The 26064-nt window shown below is 58.9% G+C and carries 15 protein-coding genes; 10 read left to right on the forward strand and 5 right to left on the reverse strand.

The features are described from left to right. Nucleotides 1-153: 153 nt before the first annotated feature. Genes EDB95_RS13660 through EDB95_RS13685 form a run of 6 tightly spaced genes read left to right on the forward strand, consistent with a single transcriptional unit; the run spans nt 154 to nt 16025 of the window. The gene (locus EDB95_RS13660; RefSeq protein ID WP_133994358.1) at nt 154-1710 is read left to right on the forward strand and encodes a hypothetical protein; all 1557 of its coding nucleotides are present in this window, start codon (nt 154-156) and stop codon (nt 1708-1710) included. Between the two features lies 1 nt (nt 1711). Continuing rightward, complete coding sequence (locus EDB95_RS13665) at nt 1712-7291, forward strand: beta strand repeat-containing protein (protein WP_133994359.1); 5580 nt, start codon at nt 1712-1714, stop codon at nt 7289-7291. Further along, the gene (locus EDB95_RS13670) at nt 7288-8853 is read left to right on the forward strand and encodes a T9SS type A sorting domain-containing protein (RefSeq protein WP_133994360.1); all 1566 of its coding nucleotides are present in this window, start codon (nt 7288-7290) and stop codon (nt 8851-8853) included. The genes EDB95_RS13665 and EDB95_RS13670 overlap by 4 nt, the downstream gene beginning before the upstream one ends. Before the next feature lie 29 nt (nt 8854-8882). After that, nucleotides 8883-12185: a tetratricopeptide repeat protein gene (locus EDB95_RS13675; RefSeq protein WP_133994361.1), complete on the forward strand. Its 3303-nt coding sequence runs from the start codon at nt 8883-8885 to the stop codon at nt 12183-12185. Then, nucleotides 12160-14082, forward strand: coding sequence for a DUF3857 domain-containing protein (locus EDB95_RS13680; RefSeq protein ID WP_133994362.1), 1923 nt, complete (start codon nt 12160-12162; stop codon nt 14080-14082). The genes EDB95_RS13675 and EDB95_RS13680 overlap by 26 nt, the downstream gene beginning before the upstream one ends. Further along, nucleotides 14079-16025 (forward strand): DUF3857 domain-containing protein, encoded by a 1947-nt coding sequence (locus EDB95_RS13685; protein ID WP_133994363.1) that lies wholly within the window; start codon nt 14079-14081, stop codon nt 16023-16025. Before EDB95_RS13680 ends, EDB95_RS13685 begins: the two co-directional genes overlap by 4 nt. Here the strand turns inward: EDB95_RS13685 and EDB95_RS13690 are convergent. The 4 genes from EDB95_RS13690 to EDB95_RS13705 are packed head-to-tail and all read right to left on the reverse strand — an operon-like array spanning nt 16022 to nt 18854. Further along, the gene (locus EDB95_RS13690) at nt 16022-17320 is read right to left on the reverse strand and encodes a DUF3570 domain-containing protein (RefSeq protein ID WP_133994364.1); all 1299 of its coding nucleotides are present in this window, start codon (nt 17318-17320) and stop codon (nt 16022-16024) included. The two genes, EDB95_RS13685 and EDB95_RS13690, sit on opposite strands and share 4 nt — an antisense overlap. Then, nucleotides 17320-17523: a DUF4266 domain-containing protein gene (locus EDB95_RS13695; RefSeq protein ID WP_133994365.1), complete on the reverse strand. Its 204-nt coding sequence runs from the start codon at nt 17521-17523 to the stop codon at nt 17320-17322. The genes EDB95_RS13690 and EDB95_RS13695 overlap by 1 nt, the downstream gene beginning before the upstream one ends. Next, the gene (locus EDB95_RS13700) at nt 17516-18442 is read right to left on the reverse strand and encodes an FAD:protein FMN transferase (RefSeq protein ID WP_133994366.1); all 927 of its coding nucleotides are present in this window, start codon (nt 18440-18442) and stop codon (nt 17516-17518) included. The genes EDB95_RS13695 and EDB95_RS13700 overlap by 8 nt, the downstream gene beginning before the upstream one ends. Then, nucleotides 18426-18854: a thioredoxin family protein gene (locus EDB95_RS13705; RefSeq protein WP_133994367.1), complete on the reverse strand. Its 429-nt coding sequence runs from the start codon at nt 18852-18854 to the stop codon at nt 18426-18428. Before EDB95_RS13705 ends, EDB95_RS13700 begins: the two co-directional genes overlap by 17 nt. 66 nt (nt 18855-18920) lie before the next feature. Here EDB95_RS13705 and EDB95_RS13710 point away from each other — a divergent pair, with 66 nt between their 5' ends. Beyond that, complete coding sequence (locus tag EDB95_RS13710; RefSeq protein WP_133994368.1) at nt 18921-21539, forward strand: MGH1-like glycoside hydrolase domain-containing protein; 2619 nt, start codon at nt 18921-18923, stop codon at nt 21537-21539. Nucleotides 21540-21574: 35 nt separating this feature from the next. Continuing rightward, complete coding sequence (locus EDB95_RS13715; RefSeq protein WP_133994369.1) at nt 21575-22399, forward strand: hypothetical protein; 825 nt, start codon at nt 21575-21577, stop codon at nt 22397-22399. Here the strand turns inward: EDB95_RS13715 and EDB95_RS13720 are convergent. Further along, nucleotides 22392-23642, reverse strand: a complete 1251-nt coding sequence (locus EDB95_RS13720; RefSeq protein WP_133994370.1) for a saccharopine dehydrogenase C-terminal domain-containing protein — start codon at nt 23640-23642, stop codon at nt 22392-22394. The genes EDB95_RS13715 and EDB95_RS13720 overlap by 8 nt on opposite strands. A gap of 55 nt (nt 23643-23697) precedes the next feature. On the opposite strand from EDB95_RS13720, the gene EDB95_RS13725 reads away from it, so the two are divergent. Together EDB95_RS13725 and EDB95_RS13730 are read left to right on the forward strand one after the other, a co-directional pair. Further along, on the forward strand, nt 23698-24681 hold the full coding sequence (locus tag EDB95_RS13725; protein ID WP_133994371.1) for a pyruvate dehydrogenase complex E1 component subunit beta: 984 nt from the start codon (nt 23698-23700) through the stop codon (nt 24679-24681). A gap of 60 nt (nt 24682-24741) precedes the next feature. Next, on the forward strand, nt 24742-26058 hold the full coding sequence (locus tag EDB95_RS13730) for an alpha-L-fucosidase (RefSeq protein ID WP_133994372.1): 1317 nt from the start codon (nt 24742-24744) through the stop codon (nt 26056-26058). The last annotated feature ends 6 nt before the right edge of the window (nt 26059-26064 follow it).

The following is a 26064-nucleotide window of genomic DNA, read 5'->3' on the forward strand; positions in this document are numbered from 1 at the left end:
ACGACTAAACGGGAATGAATGGAATGAATGCCCCCGATGTTTCGGTTGGGCGGAATAAGCTATTATTTTTGTCCGACATCCAATATCATTAACATGATGAACCGTGCCTCTGTCGTGGCCCTCGGCCTATCCTACACTAAAACAATTGTGTTCATGAAACGACTTCTTTTTGCGGCCCTCCTGTTGCTTATGGGAGAGTGCGGCTTTGCGCAGTTGAAGATCGGCTCCAATCCCAGCACGATCAACAAGTCCTCCATTTTGGAATTGGAAAGCACCCGCCAGGGTCTTTTGTTGCCCAGGATTCCCGGGGCCAACCTGACGACAGCCCCCCTGAGTACGGCACCGGACGGGATGATCATATATGTGACCGATTCCACCAGCCTGTTTATCCGGAAAAACGGCCTCTGGCAACGGATGTCCGCAGACAGCGTCGCCAACGCCAAAAACTGGAACACCACGGGGAATGCCGGGCTGGATTCCACGGTGAACTTCCTGGGGACCACCGACGCACAACCGCTGATCGTAAAGACAAACGGGGCGGAGCGTTTGCGGGTCACGTCCAACGGGAACCTGAAAGTTGCTTCGGGTACGGTCCCGGTCGGGTCCAACCAGGTCCAGGTGATGGTGATCGACACCTCGACGGGGACCATCGTGCAACGGTCCTTGTCCGCGGCGGCCTTTGACAACGCCATTGTGTCGTTGAACGGTCTCCGGGACTCGGTACAGAACTTTGCCGTCGACAGTGCCCAGACCACGGACTTTACCATTACGTCCTCCAATGGGGTGCATACGTTCAACATCCCCACCCAGAACGGGAACGGCGTCACCTCCCGGGGGTTGTTGAGTTATCACGACTGGTTGCGCTTCGATTCCGCCTATCGCTTCCAGATCCTGCATACGTTGTTTTCCACCGCCCCGGACTCGACCGGGATGACTTTGTCCAACGGAACCCTCATCCTCCACGCGGCGGACGCCACCCACCCGGGGGGCGTGGACACCACCACCCAGACCTTCGGGGGCGCCAAGACCTTTAACGGGAACGTTGTGGCCAACCAGAACGCGACCGTCAACGGCAACCTGGTGCTGACCAATACCCCCCAGGCACCCGCCAACGACAGCGTGAGCGTGCTGATCCAGGCGGCCAACGGGACCGTCCAGCAACGCACCATCGGCCTGGCGGCCTTCAAGCAGCTTGTGACGGGCACCGACTCGGGGACCGTAAAGGATATCCACATCGACAGCAGCTCCGCCACCCAGACCGTGATCGACATCCCTGATGCCAGTCCAACCGTCAGGGGCGTCGTCAACCACACGAGCGGACAGTCGTTTGGCGGGTACAAGAACTTCAAGGATTCCCTCGCGGTGGGATTGGCCACGGGGACGACCGCCAATTCCACCTTCCAGGTCAACGGGTCGATCGGGTCCAACATCACCAAGGTCACCGGGAACTATACGGTCGCGGCCACCGACAACACGGTGCTCGCCGACGCCACCTCGGCCGCCATCACCATCACCCTTCCCAACCCCGGCACGATCAACGGACGGATCTATACCATCAAAAAGATCGGTACCGGCGGGATCGACAACGCGCTGACCATCACCCCCACGTCCGGCACGATCGACGGGGGCGCCAACTACATCATCTACAACGACTGGACCTTTGTTTGCCTCCAGACCGACGGCACCAATTGGTATGTGATCAAGAAATAAGATGACACGGAAGCTGTTTTTGTGGGTTCTTTCCCTCCAGTGTCTGGTGGCGGAAGGTCAGCAGCTCAAACTGGGAAACAACCCGTCGACCATCAACAAATCCTCCCTGCTGGAGCTCGAAAGCAACAACCAGGGTCTTTTGCTGACGCGCATCCCGGATACGACCCTCGTCCCCCTGACCACGGCGCCGACGGGGACGTTGATCTTTTTCAACGGGGACAGCAGCTTCCGGTTGCGCAAGGGGGGGCGGTGGCAGACCGTCAGCTTATCGGGGTTGCCCTGGCTGTTGGGGGGGAATACGCTTTCCGGCGTGCAGAATTTTGGGACGCTTAGCAGCACGGATCTGCCGTTTGTCACCGGGAGCACCGAGCGGATGCGGCTGACCAGCGGCGGCTTTCTCGGGATCGGGACGACAACGCCTTCCACGGCCCTGCACGTGTTTGGGATGAACCCGCTCACGCTGACCGGCGTTCAGGCGGGCGCCGCCACCGATAGCGTGCTCACGATCACCGGAGGGCTGGTGCGCAAGCTCGCGACCTCGAACTTTGAACTCAGCGGGAGCGACTGGAACCTCTTAGGTAACGGCTCGACCAACGGCGCCACGAATTTTCTCGGGACGACGAACAGCGTCGGGCTGCACCTACGGACCAATAACGTGGAGCGGATGTACCTGGACAGCGTAAACGGAACCGTAGGGATCGGAACCAATACGTTTACGGCGGCGGCCCCGGAAAAGCTGTTGGTCAACGCGGGTACGACCACTTCTTACAACGCCATCGTGGCGCGGGGCACCGTCGCGAATTATTTCCAGCTGAACATCAACAACCAGAGCAATAATTCGGGCGCAAGCTCTGACGTGGTAGCGACGGCGGACAACGGGACGGAGTCGGTGAACTATGTAGACCTGGGCATCAATTCGAGCCAATACAATACGTCTTCGATCACGGGCGGGCCCGACAATGCCTATCTGTACAGTACAGGAAACGATTTTGTGATCGGGAATGCGTCGTCCGGGTACAACCTGCGGTTTTTCACCGGGGGTACCGCCAGTACGAACGAGGCGATGCGGGTTACCGGTAGCGGGTTGGTTGGGATAGGGACAACGGCGCCCGCCACGGCCCTGCACGTTTTCGGGACGAACCCGCTCACGTTGACGGGTGTGCAGACGGGCGCAACGACGGACAGTGTCCTGACGATTGCGAGCGGGCTCGTCCGCAAACTGCCCGCGACCAACTTCTTGTCCTCGGGGACCGCCTGGTTGTTGGGCGGAAATTCGCTTTCGTCCGTTCAAACGCTGGGTACCAACAACGCCTACGACCTGCCTTTTGCCACCAACAATACCGAGCGGATGCGGCTCACGAGTGGGGGCAACCTGGGCATCGGGATAACGACACCCGCCGCTCCCTTGCACGTGCTGACCACCAATGGGACCGTGCTTTTCCTGCAAACCACGACGGGGGGTGGGGGGACGGGAACGGCCAACATTCTTTTCAAAACGTACAGCGGTACCTCCAACCCTAACGGAATGGTGGGGGTGCTCGATGACGGCAACTATTCGGCGCACCTGCTTTTTTCTACAAAAATACCCGGTGCGGACGCCAACGCGCTGTCGGAGCGGATGCGGATCACCAGCAGCGGCAGTGTCGGCATCGGAACGACGACGCCCGGGCAAAAGCTGGACGTCAACGGGACCATCGTATCCTCGGCGACGACCTATCCCAATTATGCATACAACTCCGCCAACCGGATGGCCTTCGGCGAGACGAACGTACCCGCCAACGAGACGGGCAGCGTCGTCCAGTACGGGTCGGGCAGCAGCAGCCGGAACCTGTTGTTTGCGTTTACAAAAACAAACGTCAATACCTCGTTCTTAGGCAACGACGGGACCCAGATGATGCTGGGGTCGGAGGCATCGATCCCCATTACTTTCCGTACCGGCCTCGTCTATACGGCGACCAGCATCATGGCGTCGGGCACCGAGGTGATGCGGCTGACCAGCGGCGGATTCCTGGGCATCAATACGACGACACCGTCTACCTATCTGCATGTCTTTGGCACCAACCCGCTCACGTTGACGGGGGTGCAGACGGGGGCGACGACCGACAGTATGCTAACGATCACGAACGGGCTGGTGCGGAAGCTGCCCGCGGCGAACTATGTGACAAACCTCAGCAGCAGCCTGAGCGGATATAATGTGACCATCAACTCGTCGACGGGGAGCGGTACTTCTTTTGCCTTGCCCAAGGATTCCCTGAGCCGGTTGCTGGACGTGGCACTGGCGAGCCTGTCCAACGGGCAACTGCTGCAATACAACGGGTCGCAATGGGTCAATGTGACGCCTTCCTACGTTTCTTCAGGGACCGCCTGGCTGTTGGGCGGCAATACGCTTTCCGGTGTGCAGAATTTTGGGACGCTTAGCAGCACGGATTTGCCGTTTGTCACCGGGAGCACCGAGCGGATGCGGCTGACCGCCGGTGGGTTCCTTGGGATCGGGACAACGACGCCCTCCACGGCCCTGCACGTTTTTGGGACAAACCCGCTCACGCTGACGGGGGTGCAGACGGGCGCAACGACAGACAGCATGCTCACCATCACGAACGGGCTGGTGCGGAAGCTGCCCGCGGCGAACTATGTGACCAATTTGAGCAACAGCGTGAGCGGGTATAATGTAACGATCAATTCATCGACGGGGAGCGGGACTTCATTTGCGTTGCCGAAGGACTCGCTGAACCGGTTGCTGGACGTGACATTTACGAGCCCGTCCAATGGGCAATTGTTGCAATACAACGGCACGAAATGGGTCAACGTGACGCCGTCCTACGTGTCGTCGGGCACCGCCTGGCTACTAGGGGGGAACACCATGACGGGTATTCAGACCCTCGGGACGAGCAATGCCTATGACTTGCCGTTCGTGACGAACAATACCGAGCGGATGCGGCTGACCAGCGGCGGCTTTCTCGGGATCGGGACGACGACGCCCTCCACGGCCCTGCACGTCTTCGGGACGAACCCGCTCACGCTGACGGGGGTGCAGACGGGCGCTACGACCGACAGTGTATTGACCATCACAGGGGGGCTGGTGCGCAAGCTGGCGACCTCGAATTTTGAACCGGGTGGCGTCGACTGGAACCTCTTCGGCAACGGTTCCACCAACGGGATCGCCAACTTTCTCGGTACGACGAACAGCGTGGGGCTTCACATCCGGACGAACAACGTGGAGCGGATGTACCTGGACAGCGTCAACGGGACGGTGGGGATCGGGACCAATGCGTTTACAGCGGCGGCGCCGGAAAAGTTGTTGGTCAACGCGGGTACGACCACCTCTTACAACGCCATCGTGGCACGGGGCACGGTCGCGAATTACTTCCAGTTGAACATCAACAACCTGAGCAATAACGCCGGCGCCAGTTCGGACGTGGTGGCGACGGCGGACAATGGAACGGAGTCGGTGAACTACGTAGACCTGGGGATCAATTCGAGCCAGTACAATACGTCGTCGATCACGGGTGGGCCGGACAACGCCTATCTGTACAGTACGGGCAACGATTTCGTTATTGGCAATGCGTCGACGGGCTACAACCTGCGTTTTTTTACCGGGGGGACCGCGAGCACCAATGAGGCGATGCGGATAACCGGTAGTGGGCTGGTGGGCATCGGGACAACGGCACCGGCGACGGCCCTGCATGTGTTCGGGACGAACCCGCTGACATTGACGGGGGTGCAGACGGGCGCCACGACGGACAGCATGCTGACGATCACCAACGGGCTGGTGCGGAAACTGCCCGCGGCAAATTATGTGACGAACCTGAGCAGCAGCGTCAGCGGCTATAATGTGACGGTCAATTCGTCGACCGGGAACGGGACGTCTTTTGCGTTGCCAAAGGACTCGCTGAGCCGGTTGCTAGACGTGACACTGGCGAGTGCTTCCAGTGGGCAACTGTTGCAATACAATGGTACGAAATGGGTCAATGTGACGCCCACCTATCTGACGACGACGGGATTGACGGCGGGTTCGATACCGTTTGCCGGGACGGGCGGCGCGCTCCGGCAAAATAACGCCTCCCTTTTCTGGGACTCCACCAATGTCCGGCTGGGCGTCGGTACGAATACACCCGGGTCCGATTTTACGGTTTACCAAAGCACGGGTGCGACGAGCAAGGGGATCCGCCTGACGGGGAATTCGATCGGCGGGACCAATACCGGCACCGGGGCCGCCATGGTATTGGGGTTCAACCAAACAAACAACAAGCAGTTATGGTTGGGAGACCCAGACTATATGGGGAACGTCAACGGTACGTTTATCCGCATGTCCACGAGCAATGGCTCCACCATCCTTGACGCCATTTCCGGGGACAACAGCACACGGCGGCCTATCCGGGTAGGGTATGGGAATGACGCGCTTTCCACGGTCATCCTCGGGGATGACGGGGTCTCGACGACGCCTTCGTCTTATGTCTGGGATTACAGCAACATGGCCATCGGGAGCGGCTACCGAAGCAGCGCGGCGCCCACCAACGGACTCCTGGTACAGGGGAATGTGGGGATCGGGACACCCTCGCCGGCGACCGTCCTGCACGTCTTTGGGACAAACCCCCTGACCCTGACCGGCGTCCAGGCGGGCGCCACCACGGACAGCCTGCTCACGATCACCAGCGGGCTGGTGCGCAAACTGGCGACTTCGACCTTTGAGCCCAGCGGGGTGGACTGGAATCTTAGCGGCAACGGCTCCACCAGCGGGACCACTAACTTTCTCGGTACGACCAACAACGTAGGGCTGCACATCCGGACGAACAACGTGGAACGGATGTACCTGGACAGCGTCAACGGGACGGTGGGGATCGGGACCAATACGTTTACGTCGGGTGCTGCCGAAAAGTTGCTGGTCAATGCGGGTACGACCACTTCATACAACGCCATCGTGGCGAAGGGAACGGTCGCCAATTACTTCCAGCTGAACATCAACAACCTGAGCAATAACTCCGGCGCTAGTTCGGATGTGGTGGCCACGGCGGACAACGGGACCGAGTCGGTGAACTATGTGGACCTGGGGATCAATTCGAGCCAGTACAATACCACCTCGATCACGGGTGGGCCGGACAACGCGTATCTCTATAGCACGGGCAACGATTTTGTCATCGGGAACGCAACCTCGGGGCACAACCTGCTTTTTTTTACCGGGGGTACGGCGACCACCAACGAGGCGATGCGGATCAACAGCAGCGGGCAGGTGGGGATTGCCAATACCAGCCCGGCGGCGAACCTGGATGACGGGGGGACGTTTAAGCTGGGGAGTAGCGGGACGGTGTTGAATGACGTAATCAAGGGATCGTATACCGTCAATGGCAGTGGGATTGCGGTGCCCGCGTCAGGGGGCACCATTACGCAACAAATCAACATTAACACCGTTGCCCTTCACTCCACGGTCATGGTATCCCCGGAAACGGCCCTGCCAAACGGTGTGGCGATTGCGTTTGCGTATTGCAATCAGGCGGGCAAAGTGACGATCGGCTTTATCAGTTCGACGCTTCTGGGTGCAACGATCCCGTCGGGCACCGTCTTCGACATCACCATCATCCAGTGACCTGCGCCAAAACGATATGGCCCCTTTGCGTGCTGGCGCTGCTGCGCACAAGCACCGCCGCTGCGCAAGTGTACCTCCCCCCCGGTGCCGACCTCACCGTCCACCCCGGCGACACGGTCGCCATCTTCGGCAACGTCCTCAACAGCGGCCGCTGGGGCACCCTCAACGGCGCCGCCATAAATTTCTACGGCACCGAGTGGCAAAATGGCGCGGGAGGGCAAATGCCGGATGAGGCTTATTATGGCCTGGACACGACCCAGGGCGCCGGCGGCATTTTCCGGTTCATCCAAAGCAGCCCGCAATATGTAACGGGGGCGTATAACGAAGCAACCGGGCAGGGCCCGGGCTTCCCAGGTATAAGCATCGCCAACACCGAAGGCCTCATCCTGGAACCCGGCTCGGATGTAAAAATCCGGCATAGCCTGAACTTTGAAACCGGATACGTTTTCTTGAATGGGAACAACCTCAACATGAGCCATGGCAGCACCATCACGGGCTACTCCGACCGGCAATTCGTGGTCACCGGCCTGGAACCCAATGGCGGTAGCCTTTACCGGGAGTCGCTGACCCAAAACGACAACCTGGTCGTTTTTCCGGTGGGCGCTTACCCGGGGAGTTATTCACCCCTGGCGCTCCAATCGCATACGGCCTACCCGATGACATTTCACGCGCGGGTGTTTGACAGCGTCTATAGTAACGCGACCTCGGGGACGACGAACCCGGAAACGGTGGTGCTGAAGACGTGGAACGTGGGGCAGCCGGGGCTGAACATCGGTGATGTGTCGGTCTGGCTCCAGCACGATATAGGAGACGAGGGGCGGTTTTTCCCGTTGCACCGGGACAGCAGCTATATCTCCCTGTTTACGGGCAACGATTGGGATACCACCGGACCGAAAGGGGTGCTGAACCCGGGGACGCTGACGACGGGGGCGCAGTTGCCGAGCACGTTTGCCAACCTAAGGGATTTTACAAGCGTGCTCCTGGCGAATGCGTACCTGTCGGTGGCGGAACAGACGCCGGCGGACGCCCAGTTGGAGTTCCAGGCGTACCGGCAGACGATCCGGCTGGTCAGGACGTTCTGGATCACGCAATACGAACGCAGCGTGGCGCACTATGAATTGCAAAGAAGAAGGGCGGACGAGGACAGTTTTTATACGGTGGCGGTGGTGCCGACCCAAACGGCCAACGGGACCAGCACGACCCCGGTGCGGTATGACCAGGAGGACGACGACTATTACGGGGACGTCACGTATTACCGGGTAAAGATCGTGGGGCAGGACGGGCACACCGGTTATTCGGTGGTCCGGCTGGTGCCGCCGTTCGTGGCGATCGTTTGTTCGCCCGACCCGGCGGTGGGCTTCTTTACCGTGAATACGTTTGGGTTCAACCGCGTGCTCCGGATGGAGTTGTATGACCGGGCGGGTCAGCGGGTCGGCCAATACGAGGTCAACGGCACCGCGACCATATCGGTGCCCTGGTTGCCGGCGGGGATGTATGTGCTGGCGTTCTACGATCAGAATCGATTGGTTTCCACGCAAAAAATCATCCTTTTACGTAAGTAAATTGTACATTAGGGTCCACCCATTATCCGATGAGACCCACCCTTTGCATCCTCCTTGCCCTCGCGATCGGCGCCGGCGCCTACGGTCAAACGCCCGGCGGCGGCCAAAACCCCGGCAACGGGCAAAAACCGGGCGAGCTTCCCAACAGCGGCAACCTCCTTGAGAATGGCCGCAAGCTCCACGACGACGGCCAGTACAAACAAGCCATCGCGCTGTACCAAACGGTATCCCCCAACGACACCAATTATAGCCAGGTCCTCCACGAATTGTCGATGAGCGCGTATGCCGACAGCGACTTCGAAGCGGCAAAAGGCTACGCAGAAAAAGGGCTGGCGTGGTTCCCGGACCAGGCCTCGGACTGGTATGCCCTGAGGGCGGAGGCGCTGGATGAACTGGGGCAAAAGGATTCCGCCCTGGCGGACTACGACCGTGCGATCGAGCGGTCGCCCTACAACTATGAGGCATACTTCAACCGGGGTGTTTGTTTGTACCACCTCCAGCGGATGACGGAAGCCACACGGGATTTTGAGCGGTGCGTGCTGATTCAGCCGGAAATGGCGTCGGCGCATTACTTCCTGGGGCTGACGGCCATCCAGGACGGGAATGTGGTGCCCTGTATGCTGAGCTTTATGACGTACCTGGCCCTCAAACCGCAGGGCAGGTATGCCCGCACGGTGGTGGCGTTGATGACGAGCCTGTCCAACGTGACGGACGAGGTGGCGGGGCTGGCGGCAAAACGCCAGGAAACCGGGTTCGCGGAAGAGACGGAAATCTTTTTGAGCAAGGCGGCCCTGGACAAAAAATACGTCCTCCACTGCGACCTGGAGGACCCGATCGTCCGCCAGATGCAGGCGCTCCTGGAGAAAACGGCGTACCGGCCGGAGGATACGGGTTTCTGGATGCAGTACTATGTCCCTTATTTCAAAAAAGTCTATGACGACGGGCAGTTCAACGCCCTGGTCTATGATATGTTCAGCGGGTTCAATATCAAGGAAGTGACGGAATGGCTCAAACACCACAACGACGAGATCAAGGCGTTTGCGCAGGCGTCGGAGGCCTATTTCCAAAAGATCGTCAGCACGGAACAATTGATCCCGGCGAACCGGGACACGGTCACCCGGAAATGTCTTTTGTACGACAACCGCATCGAGGGGCTGGGGAACTATACCGGTTTTGGCCAGGACGTGACCCTGGGCGCGGGCCCCTGGGTGTTTTTTTACAATACCGGGGCCGTAAAGTCCACGGGCGCGCTGGACGACCATACGCAACGGACGGGGGAATGGCGGTTTTACCATCCCAACGGCCTGCTCAAGGAGGTCAGCCATTACCAGGCGGGAAAGCTGGAGGACACGACACACGCCTGGTTTGACAACGGGATGCTAAACCAGGTCGTCCCCTGGGTGGACGACCACATCCAGGGCCATTTCCGGTCCTGGTATTACAACGGGTTGCCCCACATGGTATCGGAGTACGAGGGTGGGAAAAGAACAGGCCCTAGCATCGAATACACCTCCAACGGGTTCCTTTTGTCCCGGTTTACGATGAAGGACGGGGAACCCGATGGGCTTTGTACGACTTACTTTATCAACGGGCAAACCTCGATGGAGGAGCCCTATGTCAACGGCAAGCTGCAGGGGCGCCGCCTGAAATACAACGCGTACGGGACGCTCACCGAGGATGCCTCTTTCGACAAAGGGGAAGCCAACGGACCCTGGAAAACATTTTATCCCTCGGGTCATGTCCACGAAACCTATACCTACGAACACGGTGACCTGGAGGGCGTGTATACGGAATATTATGACAACGGGAAGGTCAGGCAAACCCAGCCCTACACAAAGGGCAAGGCAGATGGGAAGGAGTCCGATTATACAGAGGGCGGCCTTTTGTTCGAAGAAGATACCTACGAAAAGGGCAAAATCCGCGCGGTTCAATTTTACGGTCCGGATGGAAAACCCACGCAGTCCGGCGCTATCCGCGCTTCCGGGGGAACCCTGACCTATTATGATTCCCTGGGCACCAGGATCAGCGAGGGCGCGTATTCCTTCAAGGGGGATAAGGAAGGCGTCTATACCTACTTCTATCCAACGGGCGAGGTGAGCGGCCGGTCCGTCTACAAGGCGGGGGCGCTCGACGGACCCCGCGTGAACTACTACCGGGACGGGCGTTTGGAGGACAGCATCCAATATGCGGAAGGCCAGGAACAGGGGTACTATGCCTACTATTATGAAAACGGCCGGGTCCGCCAGGAAGGATGGTACGACGCCGGGGAAAGGACGGGTCCCTACAGGGAGTACGATGCCTTTGGGCACCTGACCTCCGAATCCTTTTTTGTGAACGGGGAGCAAAATGGCCTGGCCACGAACTACGCGCCCAACGGACGGAAAACCATCGAATTCCGCTACCGGACCGGGTGGCCCGTCCATATCACCGAATGGGATACGGCCGGCGGGTTGCTCCAGGACAAGGACATCCCCCCGGGGGAAACCGCCTTCCACACCTGGTTTGCGCCCGGGAAGGAAGCATCGGAGGGGCACTACCGGAACTACCACCCCGATGGCGCATTTCAATTTTTTTATCCCGACCATAAACTCCTGACCCGGCGCTTTTACCGGCAAGGCCTGGCGGACAGTACCTATATCGAGTACTACCATGACGGTGGAAAGGAAATGGAAGGCACCTACCGGCTGGGCAGCCGCGTGGGTCTCTGGAAAGAATACTACCCGGACGGGACGCTCCGCACGTCGTATACCTGCAAGGACGACAACATGGACGGCAAACACCTGATCTACAACGAGGACGGCACGCTTTTACGGGAGGAGAATTACGAGGACGGCACGCTGGAAGGCCCCATGCAGCACTATGGGGACAGCAACCGGGTGTCTTATACCTACTTCTACCATCATGGAAACTTGTACGGGTATGGGTACGCCGGCAGGTTTTTCCCGCTCCCCGGGGGGACGGGGACGGTAAAGGCCTTTTACCCCAACGGGCAAAAAAGCGCCGAGCTCACCGTGGTGGACGGCGAGGTGGATGGGGTGCGGACCCTTTGGTTTTCCAACGGTCAGCTGGATTTTACCGGGCTGAAAAAGATGGGCAAGGATCAGGGGCTGCAAAAAGGGTACTATCCCAATGGCCACATAAAATCGGAAGAAGAAAATTATTACGATAACTTGCATGGACGATGCAGGTATTACTATCCCACGGGGGTTCTTTACCGGGAGGAGTACTACTATAACGGGGACCTGGAGGGCGTCAGCGTGATGTATGACCCAAAGGGAAACCTGAAACAGACAACAGTCTACTACTATGGCGTCTTGCAAGCAATATATTAGGTGGGCGCTTCTGGGGCTGACAGGGTGGGGGAGCGTCCGCGCCCAAAGCCTGGAAGAGCTCCGGGCCCGTTACCCGGGGGACAACGCCGTGATCCTGGACTATCAAAGCGACACCCGTTTTTTTATGGACGCGGGCGTGCCCAAGGCCGAAACGAAGATCACGGAAAAGCTGATGATCCTGGACGACAAGGCCAACGGTCTGTTTAACAAATACGAGGTATACCACGGGGACTTTACGACCGTCGACCACCTGGACGCGTATACGGACGTGCCCGGCGGCAAGCGGTTACGCGTGGCCGGTGTAAAGACCGAAAATGCGGAAGACCGGGACGTATTTTACGACGACATCAAACGGACCGTCTTTGACTTCCCCTCTTTGTCCCAGGGGGCCATCGCCTACGTCAGCTATACGGAGACGCAAAAGGAGCTCCACCTGTTCTCGCCCTTTTATTTCATCCGCTATATCCCGGTGGTCCACGAGACCTATCACGTGACCTACCCCTCCGATATGGAAGTGCGGTACGACGTCCGGAACGACCCCGGCAGCCTGGTCCACGTGTCCAAAGAAAAACACGGCCTGACGTTCACGGCGGACAACGTCAAACCCGAAACGTCTTTTGCCGATGCCCCCCCGCCCGCCTGGTACGAACCCCACGTCATCGTGCGGCTGGGTGCGTACAAGGACGAGGCGGGTCAGCGCGTCTCCTTTCTGGACAGCCTGAAGGACCTGTATGCGTGGGACTATGGTTTTATCGGCCGCATGGACAGTATCAGCGACGGCCAGCTTCGTCTCCTGGTGGACAGCCTGACGCAAGGGTTGACCACCCCCGAAGCCAAGGCCGCGTCCATTTATCACTGGGTCCAGCACCACATTCGTTACGTGGCCTTCGAGGACGGCCTGGAAGGGTTTATCCCCCGGCCCGCGGCCCTGGTGTGTAACCGGCGTTTCGGGGACTGCAAGGATATGGCGAGCCTGCTCACGGCCTTGCTGCGGATGGCGGGGCTACAGGCGTATTTTACCTGGATCGGGACCCGGGACATTCCCTACGACCATACCGACCTGCCCCTGCCGCTTTGCGACAACCACATGATCTCCACGTTCCGGTCCGGGGACCGGTGGATCTTTTTAGACGGTACGGACCCCAATTGTATTTTTGGCTACCCCAGCGCTTTTATCCAGGGCAAACAGGCGCTGGTGGCGTTGTCGCCCGATGCATACAAAACCCTGCGCGTGCCCGTGGTGGGGGCGGATTCGAGCCTGGTGACCGACAGCACCTTTATCGCCTGGACCGGGAGCGGGCTAAAGGGCAGCAGCAGCGTGTACTACAAGGGCTACTACGGTTCCGACGTCTGCGACCATCTTTTGTTCAAAGACACCAGCGACGCCCGGGACTACGTCAAGTACCGCATGGGCAAGGGCAGCAACAAATTTATCCTGAATGACTATGCCATCCGCTATTTGGACGACACAAGGAAGCTGGTGAATATCCAGGCGGGGTTTGACATTCCCGGGTATGGGAAAACGATCGGCTCCGAGTTGTACATCAACCTCAACCTGGAAAAGTTCTTTACCGGGTCGACGATCATCGATACGTCCTTGCGCAAGGTGCCCATGGCCAGGGATTACGAGTCCGTCATCGACCAGTTCACCGTTTTCGATATCCCGCAGGGGTACGAGCTCAGCTACCTCCCCAAGGACTTTGCCTACAGCGACGACAACATGGACTTTAGCATCCGGTATACCCAAAAGACGGGGCAGGTCATCTGCCGCCAGACCTATTCCGACAAAACCCTGCTGATGGAATCGAAAGACTTCCCCCGCTGGAACGGGGCCGTCAAGCAGATCCTCAATCACTATAAAGAACAACTCGTCTTTGTCAAAAAGAACGGTCTATGAGAACTGTTTTTGTTGCTGCCTCCCTCAGCATCGCTTCCGCCTGCGCCGCCCAGACCTTTGACTATACCACGCCCGTCAGCTGGCCGGATCATCCGCAGCTCCACACCGTTCCCCCGGCTTTCGGGGAAGCCAGCGCGGTGACCATCCTCGACGAACGCTCCACCGAATTCCGGAAGGACGGGAACGAATTTGCCGTGTTCGAGGCCTTTCACAAGATCGTCCACATCCGGGACGACAAGGGGATCGAGATGTTCAACAAGATGTACCTCCCCATCCGGGAAGGCAGCGAGGTCACCAACATCCGGGCCCGGACCATCCTTTCTTCCGGAAAGGTCATCGACGTAACGCCGGACAAGATCAAGTCCACGGAAGAGGACGGCGCCCAGTACCGCCAGTTCGCCATGGACGGGGTGGAGAAGGGCTCGGAAGTAGAATATTATTACGAGGAGAAAAGGCCCTTTTACCTCTTTGGTTCGGAGTTCTTTCAAAGCGGGGAGGTGCCCTGCCTCCGGGCCCGTTACCTGCTCATCAGCCCCGCCGGTATGAAGTTTAGCGCCAAAGGCTACAACGGCTTTGCCGTGAGCCCGGACAGCGTCATCGGCGACAAACGCGTCATCGCCGGCGCCGAGGACAACATCAGGGATTTGCCCGAGGAGAAATATTCGTTCCGTGACCAATACCTCGCCCGGGTAGACTTCAAGCTCAGCTACAATATGGGGAACGCCGCCAGCGTCCGTTTGTATACCTGGAAAGACCTCGGCAAACGCGCCTACGACTTTTACACGACCCGGACCGACAAGGACGACAAGGCCCTGGACGGCTTTATCGGCAAAATTCCCGCGGCCCCGGACACGTCCCTGGGCGGCCGCATCAGCTATCTGGAGGACTACGTCAAGACCCACATCGATATCGATAAAAAGCTCACCGGTTCCGGGGGCGACCTGTTGCCCCAGATCCTGAACACCCATACGGCCAACGACGAGGGTGTCATCCGCTTGTTTGCCGCGCTTTTTGACAAAATGGGCATCCCCTTCGAACTGGTGCTTGCCAGCGACCGCGGCGGCATTCCCCTGGATCCGGAGCTCGAAGACTGGGACCGGGCCGAGAACGTGTTGCTGTTTTTCCCGGGCACCGGGGCCTATCTCGATCCCACCCAGGACGCCACGCGCTATCCCCTCATCCGGCCCACCATGGCCGGCGGCCGCGGGCTTTTTCTAAAGACCTTGTCGCTGGGTTCGTATACCACGGCCCTGGCCACCTTCGGGATGGTCCCCATTGCGCCCTGGGACTCCAGCGGTTTGAACATGGAAGCCGACCTGCGGTTTAGCACCGGCCTGGACACCCTCCTGGTCCACGGCCGCCAGATCATGACCGGTTACGGCGCCGCGGAATACCGCCCCATTTATACCTTTCTCCCCAAAGACAAACAGGACGAGGCCAACAAAGACATCGTCAAGTCCATCGGCAACAGCGCCGACGTGTCCAACATCAACGTCTCCCATTCGGCTATGACCGAGGCGTTTCACAACACACCCCTCGTCATCGAGGCGGACATCCGTTGCCCCGACCTCATCGAAAACGCCGGCAGCCGTTTGCTCGTCAAGATCGGGGAAGTCATCGGCACCCAGACTGAAATGTACCAGGAGCGCCCGCGCCAGCTCCCCGCCGAAATGCCCTTCCCGCACGAGGAAAACCGGACCATCACCCTGCACGTACCCGACGGGTATACCGTCAGGAACCTGAAGGACCTTGCCATGGATGTGTCGTTTCCCAATATGGGTTTTACGTCCACGTATGCGCAAAACGGTTCCGACGTCACGGTGTCGATCCGGGAAACGTACAAGAGCATACGCTATCCGCTGGAGGAGTTTGAGCACTTTAAAAAAGTGATAAACGCCTCCGCGGATTTTAACAAGGTGGTACTCGTACTGGAGAAACCCTAACGAAATTTTAGGGCCACCGACACCACATCGCTCGTCAGATCGGTCGTCTCCGCGTAGTGCCCATACCGGATCTCCAGCGTATTAAACCCTTTGAAGAAAATCCCCTTTGGCGGTGCGATCCGGACGCCCACGCCAAAGAAATTCGCGGAGAAGGCCGAGAGTGCATAGTTGCTGGTATAGTAGGTGTCCTCCGCGGTGTGCTGCTGGTAGGGCGCAAAATAGCGCGCGGCCGTTTGCACATAGTAGCGGTAGAAGGGGGACACCGAGAAAAAGGGCGTGATCTTGACGGGGACTTCCAGGCTCGCGGTATGCGACGTCAGCCCCCAGCTGTCCACGTAAAAGCGGTAGTAGGCCCGTAGGATGACGTTGTCGCCCAGGAAGTAATTCAGGCGTACGCCCAACGGGAGTTTAAAACGGTTGGAGGGGAGGTGCTCCACGACGGCGGTCGCGCTGTCTTTGAAATAGACGCGGTGGAAGGGCAGCCCGAGGTAGCCGTTCTGGTAGGCGAGGTCCATGAGGAACGCCATCTGCATCCGCGTATTGATGACCTGGGTCCAGCCAAAGGAGGCGGCATAAGAGTCGCGCGTCTTTGACGAGATGGGCGCACTGGCCACAACGGTCGTGACGGTCCCGCTGGTCGAATAGGTCAGGGCTTCGGTCCGGCCGCTGGCGGTCGTGACGTATACCGTGCTGTCACCCGGCGTGGTGACCGTGGCGGAGTCGACCGGGATCAGCTCGGCGGGATAGATCATCCGGATGTTGTCAAAAAAGCCGGACAGCTTGGCGCTGAACTCGCCGTTGTGTTTGTTCTTTTTGGACCAGGACGTGTTTAACCCGATGGAGTGGTAGTAGTGGTGCTCGGCGGAGTAATAGGCGCCTATGCCAAACTCCGTGCCTTTTTTTGTGTTTTCAATCGACCAGTCCAGGGTGGGGTAGAGACGGCTCCCGTCTTTTTTGGCCGTCCCGTTGAGGTCGACATAACCCTGGGAGGCGGCGGTGTGGTGGTCCAGGCCGAGCCCGCCCGTCAGGTTGTTTTTCCGGCCCTTTCCGTCCCAGCCGACGAATTTGATCTCGATCCCGTTGGCCAGGTCGGTCACGTCCCCGTTGCCGATGGCCCCGGTCTGACCGCCCGAGACGGCTGATTTGTCCGCGGTCTGGGTGTAATAGCTGGAGACGATGTTGACCTCGTCGAGGCGAAGCGGCCGCGACTTATAAGCGCTCGTATCCTTTGTTTGCGAAAATGCGTGTACGATGGTCAGGCACATGCCGATGACCGTTAGACAAACCCTTCTCATCAGTTACAGCCGCAGCCCCCCCCTGTTTTGCCACCGTTGGCCCCGGAGGAACCTTCGCGGTAGTTTTGAAAATTGAGCTCTTCTTTTTCGACCTTTCTATTGGAGAGGGTCATCTCAGAATCGTTGATACGGTTTTTTTGATATTCCTTGACCGTGGTACAGCCAGTGGTGAATAACAATGCCAGGAGCCACCATTTATGCATAATGTATGTTTTTGGAGGTAAAAAGATGATCGTTGTCGTCGATCAAAATCGCTTCCATGTCGCGGATCTGGTCGATCATGTCGAGACCCGCCCGGATGCCCATGATCATGACGGGCGTGGCCATGGCGTCGGCCAGCTCCGCGTTGGGACAAAGGATCGTTACGCTTTTGACACCCGTCACCGGCAGACCCGTCCGCGGGTTGATGGTGTGGGAATACCTGCGCCCGCCGATCATCACGTATTTCTCGTAGTTCCCCGACGTGGCTACCGCCATGTTCGTGACCTCCATCGTGGAAAAGACATGGTTCACGGCGTTGGGATTTACGATCCCGATGGTGAAGGGTTTGCCGTCCGGCTGATGCCCCCAGACGGCGAGGTCCCCCGATGCATTAACGACGCCGTCGGTGACCCCGCTGGCTTGCATGACCTGTTTGGCGCGCTCCGCCGCATACCCTTTACCGATTCCCCCAAAGCCGATCCGCATGCCCGGTTCTTTCAGAAATACAGTGTGGGCGGACCTGTCGAGGAGTACGTTCCGATAATTAATCAGACGAACCATCTGTTTGACCGTGGCGGCGTCGGGCAGCTCCGTCATCGTTTGGTCGAAATTCCACAGGCGTTTGTCTACGGATCCGTACGTGATGTCGAAAGCACCCTGTGTCAGCGCAGAAAGCCGGAGCGAGCGTTCGATCAGGGCGAAGGTCTCTTCGCTGACGGCGACCGGGTGTTCGCCCGCGTGCCGGTTGACCCGCGCCGTTTCGCTGTCGTCACTAAAGGTCGTTAGCAGGCGCTCTATCCGGCGGATCTCTTCGACACCGTCGGTGATGCGCGCCATGGCCCAGGCTTCGTCCTCCGCGATGACGCTCAGTTCGAAGCGGTTGCCCATGAGCTTTTGGGTCTGCTTAAAGGTGGTCCGCATCGGCCCGCTTTTTCACTTCGGTGGCAAAGGCGGCGGCGCTCAGGCCGGGGTTCCCGTCCCAGGTATATACGACCTTGCCATCGGCATCCAGCAGCAGGGTCAGGGGGAAGTGACCGTCGGGGTTATACTTGTCCGCAAGGGCGCTGTTGATGGCCTGCTGGCGGGCGGGCAACTGGTCCTTTTTTTTGCGGGGAAAATCGGCGTTGACGAGCACGAGCGTCGTGTCCGCCATTTGCTGGAACGCAGGATTGTCCAGGACTTCCTGGCGAAGAACGATGCAGGGGCCGCACCAGTCGGACCCGGAAAAATTCAGGAGGATGTGTTTGTGCTCTTTCTGAGCCAGTTGTTTGGCCTCGTCCAGGTCATAGTGCCAGGTGGCGAGCAGGATAAGGGCGTAGAAAATGTTCATCATCTGTAAAGTAACGATTAGATAGTTATCTTGTTGTCCTGACACCGGTGCATTTTTTATCTTTGCGCCATGAACCAGGAGCGCGAAAGGCTAAGGCACGGCGTTTGGAAAAAATGGGGGCCCTATGTATCGGACAGGCAATGGGGGACCGTTCGCGAAGACTATAGCGAGAATGGAGACGCCTGGCATTACTCCACCCACGACATGGCCCGGAGCAAGGCCTATCGGTGGGGTGAGGAGGGCATCGGGGGTATTTCGGACGACCGGCAGCAATTGTGCTTTTCGTTGGCGCTTTGGAACCACAAGGATCCGATCCTGAAGGAAATCTTTTACGGCCTGGCCAACAAGGAGGGCAACCACGGGGAAGACGTCAAGGAGCTGTACTATTACCTGGACAGCACGCCGACCCACTCGTACATGAAGATGTTGTACAAGTACCCCCAGGCCCCTTACCCCTACCAAAAACTAAAAGACACAAACGCCCGGCGCACCCGGGAGGAGCCGGAATACGAGCTCATGGACACGGGGGTGTTCGACCACGACGCGTATTTCGACGTCTTTATAGAATATGCGAAAGCCGGACCCGAAGACATCCTCGTCCGTATCACGGCGCATAACCGCGGCCGTAGGGCGGCTTCCCTGGACCTGTTGCCCACCCTTTGGTTCCGCAACACCTGGAGTTGGGAGGAGCATTCGTACAAACCGGGCATGGGGCTTGGCAACGGCGGCATTGCGGTTGTCCACAAAGACGTGGGCGTAAAGACGTGTTTTTTCGAGGAAGGGGGCGAGGCCCTTTTTTGCAACAACGAGACCAACCCGCACCGGCTTTTTGGAAACGACACCCCCGAATCGTTTTACAAGGACGGTGTCCACGAACACGTGGTACACGGCCTGCCCACCGTCGATCCCAGGCGGATGGGCACCAAGGCCGCCCTTCGCTACGCCCTGTATATCCCCGGCCGGAAAAGCCGGACCATCCGGCTGCGGCTCTCGCCGCGGGACCTGGAGGCCGGGGCGTATGATGCTTTTGCGGACTTTGACGAGGTCTTTGCGGCGCGTATCCGCGAGGCCGACGACTTTTACGCAGACCTGCAACAACGCGTGGCGGATGAAGACCACCGGCTCATCCAGCGGCAGGCCCTGGGCGGTATTCTTTGGAACAAACAATTCTACTACTATAACGTCCAGCAATGGCTGGCCGGCGATCCCGCCAAACCCAAACCGCCGGAGTCCCGGCTGTCCGGGCGCAACTACGATTGGAAACACCTCCACAACGACGACATCATCTCCATGCCCGACAAGTGGGAGTACCCCTGGTACGCCAACTGGGACCTGGCGTTCCAGTGCGTGACGCTGGCGCTGGTGGATCTTGATTTTGCCCAGCATCAATTGGAGCTCCTGACCAAAGACTGGTACATCCATCCCAACGGGAAGATGCCCGCGTATGAATGGTCGTTTAACGACGCCAACCCACCCGTTTTTGCCTGGGCCACCTGGGAAGTGTATCGCATGGGCAAGGAGGCGGGCGGCGGCCGGGGAGACCGCGAATTTCTGGAAGGCATGTTTCACAAACTGCTGGTCAACTTTACCTGGTGGGTCAACCGGAAGGATACCCGCGGCCACAACATCTTCGAGGGTGGTTTTCTCGGGCTCGACAATATCGGCGTCTTTGACCGCAGCATGGTCCTGGAGGACGGCATCCTGGAACAGGCCGACGCCACGAGCTGGATGACCCTTTTTGCGCTGAACATGCTCCGCATATCCATAGAGCTGTCGCACGCCAACAAGCGTTACCTGGACATGTCGAGCAAGTTCTTTAGCCACTTCCTCTATATGGCCGGCGCCATCGATATTATGGGGGATGGCATGAGCAGCTTATGGGACAGGGAGGACCGTTTCTTTTATGACCAGGTGCGCCGTTTCGACATGAGCACGGTCCGGCTAAAGGTGCGGAGCATGGTGGGCCTCATCCCGCTCTTCGCGGTGGACGTCATCGACCGCCGGGCGCTGAACAGCGAGCCCGAGTTTCTCCGTCACGTGGATTGGTTCCTGGAAAACCGCCCCGACCTCCTTGCCCTGGTCACGCGCTGGGCCGGTGAAGCGTTTGAAGACCGGCACCTCCTGAGCCTTGTGCGGGACCGCCGGTTAAAAAGCGTGTTGCGCCGCATGCTGGACGAGGGAGAATTCCTTAGTCCATCCGGCATCCGGTCCCTGTCCAAGGCCCACGAAGAAGAACCGTATTTGTATGCCCACACCGACCGCACCTTTGGCGTGCGTTACCTGCCGGGCGAAAGCGACAACGATATGTACGGCGGCAACTCCAACTGGAGGGGCCCCGTTTGGATGCCCGTCAACTATATGCTCGTGCGCAGCCTCCATCGCTTCAAGGACTTTTACGGGGATCGTCTCCGGGTCCCCCATCCCACGGGCAGTGGTGAATACCACGACCTGGGCGAGGTCGCCCGGGACCTCAGTCTCCGGCTGATCGGTTTGTTTGCCCGGGATGCCAGCGGCCGCCGCAAGGTGTTTGGCCGCCGCGAGAAATTCCAGACGGATCCCCACTTTAAGGACTACATTCTTTTCCATGAATACTTTCACGGGGAGACCGGGGAGGGGCTCGGCGCCAGTCATCAGACCGGGTGGACGGCGTTAGTGGCCAACCTCATACAGATGCACTGGGATATTTGAGGAAATTTTTCTATATTCGGGTCGCCGATATTCTTATGAAACAGCTTCCCGTCCTCTGTGCTTTCCTCTTGTGGGCCCTGGGCACGCATGCCCAGTTCCACCTGCTCCATTCCCATCATCAAGACACGACCGCCTTTGGCGCCAAGCCGCTGCCGCCCAAAAAACACAAACGCAACGAAGTGTTGCCGCTCCGGTCATTTTATACGTTTTCCGGCCGCATCCGCGACACCGCGCACGTCTTTCTGTGGATGGCCATCAAGGACAGCGTGATCAAAGGGGTGATCCGTTACGGCCGTTGGGGCGACACCCTTTTTCAGGGGGATAGTCTTCCGGTATACGGCACCGTGGAACACGACGGTAAAATTCTTTTCTGCACCTTTTCCGCCGACGGCAATATGGGTCTTGGTTTTTCGGGGAAGGTGATCAACGACACCCTTTTCCAGGGGACCAGTTTTGGCTTGGTCTCCAACACCGCTTACCCGTGCAACCTTTATCGCCACGACACCGTTCCCCCCGGGATCGACACGACCTTCCAGGCGGTGCGGGTAGACGGTATCTACTCCTACCATATCGGAGACGTGGGCGCCGCGGGGGGCATCATCCTGCACAAACAAGCCCCCAACGTTATTTCCATAGACCTGGGGTGCGCCAGCGGACCGCCCGACTATGCGTCGGCCATGGTCAAATCCCCGCAGGTGCCCTTTGATGGGAGCGCCGCGGAATACGACTCTCCCGGCCGCCCGGGTTGCAAGCTGAAAATCCGCGTCTTTAAGGATTTTGTCGTGATCGCCTATATGCACGGGTTGAACCAGTGCAACTACGGGACGTCGGTGGAAGGGGTGTTTGCCCGGACTAAGTAAAGGCGATGCCTTCGCGTTCCAGTCGTTCCAGCACGGGGGTGTAGATATCGGGTAGGGTGGGGATGTGCAGGCCCCTTAGCTTTAACCGCCCTTCCAGCAACAGCATGGCGGCGATGCCCAGGGGGAGGCCTACGGTTTTGGCCATGGCGGTATGGGTGGCGTCGGTGCCTTCTACGACCAGCGAGGACGCGATTGTTTTGACCCCGCCCTGTTCCCGGTACTCGATCTCGTGCAACATCACGACCATGTCCCTGTCGTGTTCTTTTAACGTCAGCTTCGTTTCCAATGCAAATTGAAGTACGTCTGCGGCGCTGCAGCGGCCGCGGTTGATTTCCGTGGCGTCGTTCCAGCCCAGGTATTCCATTTGTTCGTCGGGCGCGGCACCCGGGCAGTGTATCCGGAAGAATTCGGCCAGCGACAACCCATCGGTATCATAAGCCGGTGTCTCGTCGGTCAGCCGCAGCCCGATCACCTTGTTCCAGCCCTTGCAAAAGTCCGGGTGTCTCAACGTGGTGCGTATAAACGTGGGCACGTGCTCCAGACCATACAGGGAGGCGTAGGGGAGGGAATCCCGGTTAGGGTACCAGGCCAGCTCACCCAGCCCGGGTATGGCGACCCGGCGACCGGGGTCGAAGAGTGCCTCGTAGGCGACCTGGCGGTCGACACCCGCTTCGCGGAAACGCGCGCCGGCCTTGCCGGCCAGCACGACGTTGCGGGGGTTCCAGCTGATTTTGTAGTGCCAGGGATTGTCATCGCTCGACGGGGCCACCAAGCCGCCGCAGTGCGAGCGGAAACTAAGCACCTCGCCGCGGATCCCGTCCAGGAGGCTCATGGCGCTCATGTGGTCAATCCCCGGGTCGAGGCCCATTTCGCAAAGGAAAAGTAACCCCTTGGCCCGCACCTCCGGCTCCAACACACGCATCGCGTCATCGATGTAGGAGGCGGTGAGCAGGTGACGGCCAATGCTGAGACAGTCGGACGCGATGAGCTGGTGCAAGGTGGGCGGCATGAGGGAAATCACGACGCCCGCCTCCCGGACGAGGGCGAGGCGTTTCTCCGCTTCCGCAAGGACGTCCAGGCCGACGGCCCTCGTTCCCGGCGCGCCCTTGGTTTTGGCCAGTGCCGTTTCTTCCCGGGCGTCGACGACCGTCACGAACAGGCCCGGTTGCCGGGTCAGGAAATCGATGAGGCCCGTGGCGGATTTGCCGGCGCCAAACAGGAGAATGTGCCTTGATGGTTCCATGCCGTCAAGGTAATCATTTTTGATTATCTCCTCCGTTCCCAATACCTTTGCGCCCATGAGACAAATAGCTTTCCGTGAAGCGCTGCGCGAAGCCATGAGTGAAGAAATGCGGCTCGACAAACGCGTTTTCCTGATGGGTGAGGAAGTGGCCGAATACAATGGGGCTTATAAAGTAAGCCAGGGTATGCTGGAAGAATTCGGGGCCAAAAGGGTGATCGATACGCCCATCTCCGAACTGGGTTTTGCCGCCATCGCGGTGGGTGCCGCCCAAAAGGGCCTCCGTCCCATCGTCGAGTTCATGACCTGGAACTTTGCCGTCCTGGCCCTGGACCAGATCCTCAATACGGCCTCCAAGATGCTCGCCATGAGCGGCGGACAGGTCGGTTGTCCCATTGTTTTCCGCGGACCCAACGGTTCCGCCGGTCAGCTGGGTGCCCAGCACTCCACGGCTTTTGAAAGCTATTACGCCAACATCCCCGGTCTCAAGGTGGTGTCCGTCTCCAATCCCTACGACGCCAAAGGGCTCCTCAAGAGCGCCATCCGCGATAACGATCCCGTGATCTTTATGGAAAGCGAGCTGGGCTACGGCGACAAGGGGGAAGTACCCGAAGGGGAATACCTCATTCCTATCGGCAAAGCCGACGTCAAACGCGCCGGTACCGACGTTACCATCGTCTCCTACAACAAGATGATGAAGGTGGCGCTGGGCGCGGCCGAAGAGCTCCAGAAGGAAGGCATTTCCGCCGAAGTCATCGACCTGCGGACCATCCGCCCGCTCGACTGGCACACCATCCTGGAGTCTGTTAAAAAGACCAACCGCCTGGTGATCGTGGAAGAGCAATGGCCCATGTGCTCCGTCTCCTCCGAGATCGCCTACCGCATCCAAAAGGAAGGCTTCGACTACCTCGACGCCCCGGTCCGCCGCATCACCAGCGCCGACGCCCCGATGCACTACGCCCCCAACCTCGTGGCGCAGTACCTGCCGGATGTGCCCCGCACGGTGAAGCTGGTTAAGGAAGTTATGTACCAGGTTAAATAAGCTTAAGCGATATTCTTTTGGAAAAGCCCGGATGTCCTCCGGGTTTTCTATTTTGCGCCTATGAGAAAGATCGCAGTTCTATTGCTGTTCGTGGCCAGTGCCGCGCATGCCCAATACACCCCCGCACCGGAGAACCTCGCCGCCCGCCGCTGGTTTGACAGCGCGCGTTTCGGGATGTTTATCCACTGGGGCGCGTTTAGCGTCCTGGGTGACGGGGAATGGGTGATGAACAACCGGAACATCAAGGTGCAGGACTACCAGCGCCTCCAGCAGATCTTTAACCCTACGGCCTTTGACGCCCACGCCTGGGTCAGCATTGCCAAGGCCGCGGGGATGCAATACATTACCCTGATCACCCGTCATCACGACGGCTTTAGCGATTGGGATACCAAGGCTTCCGACTGGAAGATCACCAATACCCCCTGGGGAAAGGACGCCGTGAAGATGATCGCGGACGAATGCCATAAACAAGGCATCAAACTTTTTGTCTACTATTCACTGCTGGACTGGACCCGCAGTGACTATCCCTACGAGACCGGCCGCACCGGGAAGGGTACGGGGCGCACGGCCAAGTCGGACTATGCCCACTACCTCCAGTTTATGAAGGACCAGCTCACAGAGCTCCTCACCAACTATGGCGAGATCGCCGGTGTGTGGTTTGACGGCTATTGGGACCAGACCGCCCCCGAGGGCGCCGCCGACCGTACGCCGCGGATCGACTGGAAGCTCGACGAGATTTATGCGCTCATCCATAAGCTCCAGCCGCAGGCGTTGATCGGCAACAACCATCACCTATCCCCCTTCCCCGGTGAAGATTTCCAGATGTTCGAGCAGGACCTGCCCGGGGAAAATAAATCCGGCCTCGATTTTCAACCCATATCGCGGCTGCCGCTGGAGTCTTGCGTGACGATGAACGACAGTTGGGGTTTTAACATCACCGACGAACACTACAAAAGCCCCAAGGAACTGATCACGCTGCTGGTCCGCGCGGCGGGGTATGGCGCGAACCTCCTGCTCAATATCGGGCCCCTGCCTAACGGGGTTATCCAACCGGAGTTTCAGGAGCGGCTGCAGGGGATGGGCGACTGGCTGAAAACCTACGGCGGCACCATCTACGGCACCCGTGGCGGGTTTTTACGGCCCCAGGACTGGGGCGCCGTGACCCAAAAGGGTAACCACGTCTTCGTACATTTACTACACGTTTCCGGGGACACCTTGTCGTTGCCCTTTCCCTATAAAGTACGATCGGCCAAGGCCTTTGCCAGCGGGGCTCCTGTGACGTATTCGGTGAAGGACGGGCGGTTGCTGCTCCGTACGGAAGCGCTTGACCTGCAGGCATTGGATGCCGTGGTCGACGTGGAAATCAGGGCAAATTGATTACCT

This window comes from Dinghuibacter silviterrae (assembly GCF_004366355.1).
Classification (GTDB): domain Bacteria; phylum Bacteroidota; class Bacteroidia; order Chitinophagales; family Chitinophagaceae; genus Dinghuibacter; species Dinghuibacter silviterrae.